Raw genomic sequence first — 2,419 nt, forward strand, 5'->3', positions numbered from 1 at the left:
GATTGCCCCCGTGTTGCTCGCTCCTCGCCCCGAAGAGACGGTACTCGATCTCGCCGCCGCACCGGGGGGAAAAACCCTCATGCTCGCAGGGATGATGGAAAATACCGGATGGCTCTCCGCCGTAGAGCTTCAGCGAGAACGTTTTTTCCGCCTCTGCGATAACCTCAAACACCAAGGGGTGACCAACGCCCACACTTATATGACCGACGGGCGCAGTGTCGGGAAAAAGTGCCCTGAGATGTTTGACCGCATCCTCCTCGATGCCCCGTGTTCGTCCGAAGCACGCTTTAAAACCCATGAGCCGAAAAGTATGAGCTACTGGAGCGTCCACAAAGTCAAAGAGACCTCGAAACTTCAGCGCCGTTTATTGCTCTCGGCATTTGATGCCCTCAAACCGGGTGGCAAATTGCTCTATAGTACCTGCTCATTCTCACCCGAAGAGAACGAAAGCCCTCTTCAGCACCTCTTAGAACGCCATGGAGCGCATTTAAAGACCATCCCCCTCACATTGCCCTTCGATAACATCCAGAAGCCTCTGACGCGCTGGGGAAAAGAGGTATATGACGAGCGGATACAAAACGCCGTGCGGATTTTACCCACCGACACCATCGATGGGTTCTTTATCTGTTTGCTGGAGAAGATTAAATAGACTTTTTACATAACCTCGATTTAGCAAATATGACACCGTTCGCCCTGAGCTTGTCGAAGGGTGTTTAGTTCATGGTTCGACAAACTCACCACGAACGGAAAAATATATTATGCAAAAAGTTTAATTTTTTTAACGACGCAACGGGTTGGTAATTCTCTCATAAATACTGTTCGGAAACGGCACTACCGCTTTAAACGCTTCATCCCCTTTGGCATTTCCTTGAGCTAAAACAGCCAATATTTTTCCGGGTTTATCCTCAGCTTCACGGGTAAAAAACATCTCTTTAAACTTTGCATGGCTTACTCGAATATTGCCAAAAGAGGGGTCAGCGAGATACACATACCGCTCATCCATTTTTTTGAGTACCGTAAAATGTTCCTGCTTACGTATTTTGACGAAGACAATCACAGGAATTTGAAGTTTTCTAAGCTCTTCCATCCCTAATGCAATACCAACCGCTTTAAAACCTTGTGTTGAAACATACTGTGATAGGTCATAAAATGACAATCCGTTATTACCCTCTTGATTTTCGAGTTCTGAGGCTTGTTTATCAATCCCTTTAACTTCCAATACACTCTTTAAAATCATCTCTTCGGTGACATTCGCATCATAATAGTGGCTAAGAAGTGTTGCCAATGCCGCACTGCCGCACGAATAATCGTAATTTTGCCGCGTTAAACGCTCATTTTTGAACTCAATCCACGATTTGACCTCTTTTTTAAGGGTAAACTCTTTTTGAGCAATCGTCATTCCAAACGCTGAAAGTGCAAATACCAATAAAATGATAGCTTTCATTAGAATTTGTATGAATAATTGAGGGTCATCGTACTTTGCGAATAGGTGGATGCATCCATTTTTTCCATATCGGCACTGATAACACTTTTCGCATTTATCTCATAACTCGCTCCAAACAACCAACCCAACTGGCTTTGATTGGTTGAAATCGCATTCCCATCATAGGTATCTTTGCCTTTATACTGATAGCGTACTCCCCAGTTTAAACTGGTATAAGGGTTCACCGCAAAATGAATTTGGGGGGTAATGCTCAATACATTTCCCGTTTCAAGGGAATGATTCTGGTTTGTATGGCTCCCGTTGTATCCATACGAAGCCCTCAGAAAAAAGACAACCGGATCACTCGTGTAGTACGATGAGACAAATGCCGAACCGCTTTTAAAATAAAAGTTTTTTTTCAACATTTCATCATGATCGATCAAATCAACCGTCCCACCGACCAATACCGCAGGATAATCATCCTCAGCTCGCACTTGGTACACACCACCTATCCCAAATGAGCTAAAACCGCTATCGCTATGAGAAGAGGTACCACTTGCATTCAACGTACGCTCCGTTGAGCTGTAGAGATTACCGAAACCAAACACTTCGGCATCTTTATTTAGTCCATATCGCAACGACAGCGAATACACCAATCGATCGCTCTGACTCTCAACACTTCCCAAATAAGTCGGAATACTCACAAAATCACCGTTTGCACTCTGATACTCAACCAAACCCACATCACTGCTATTACGCTGAGTATTGAGATACGAAATACTCACATCACTTTGGATTTTATTTTTTTCGGTCAGTAATTCATCGACTTTGACCGCTTTTGCCGATAAAACGAGGGGAATCAGCCCAACAAGTAACACTAAACGCATTTTTATCCCGCCATTTCAGGGATCGGTAATCCGCTCATAGCAATAATTACACCAACCAATATACTCAAAAGCACCGCTGAAATAGTAACAACCAAAATCGCTATCACAG

Annotated in this window: 3 protein-coding genes; 1 reads left to right on the top strand and 2 read right to left on the bottom strand. The window is 44.0% G+C overall.

Going from position 1 to position 2,419, the window contains the following annotated elements; translation table 11 throughout:
* Positions 1–649, top strand: a 649-nt coding sequence (locus WA010_RS01890; RefSeq protein WP_422555483.1) for an RsmB/NOP family class I SAM-dependent RNA methyltransferase, incomplete at its 5' end; no start/stop codon positions are given.
* A gap of 129 nt (positions 650–778) precedes the next feature.
* Here the strand turns inward: WA010_RS01890 and WA010_RS01895 are convergent.
* Together WA010_RS01895 and WA010_RS01900 are read right to left on the bottom strand one after the other, a co-directional pair.
* Positions 779–1,444 carry a C39 family peptidase gene (locus tag WA010_RS01895; RefSeq protein ID WP_422555484.1) on the bottom strand — a complete coding sequence of 222 codons (666 nt, stop codon included), beginning with the start codon at positions 1,442–1,444 and terminating at the stop codon, positions 779–781.
* A complete protein-coding gene (locus tag WA010_RS01900) occupies positions 1,444–2,310 on the bottom strand; it encodes a hypothetical protein (protein ID WP_422555485.1) in 867 nt (288 codons plus the stop codon). Before WA010_RS01900 ends, WA010_RS01895 begins: the two co-directional genes overlap by 1 nt.
* Between the last annotated feature and the right edge of the window lie 109 nt (positions 2,311–2,419).

The organism is Sulfuricurvum sp. (assembly GCF_049305995.1).
Taxonomy (GTDB): Bacteria; Campylobacterota; Campylobacteria; order Campylobacterales; family Sulfurimonadaceae; genus Sulfuricurvum.

Coding starts and splice junctions, on each gene's coding strand:
- WA010_RS01900 (WP_422555485.1), bottom strand. CDS start 2,310: ATGCGTTTAGTGTTACTTGTTGGGCTGATTCCCCTCGTTTTATCGGCA.
- WA010_RS01895 (WP_422555484.1), bottom strand. CDS start 1,444: ATGAAAGCTATCATTTTATTGGTATTTGCACTTTCAGCGTTTGGAATG.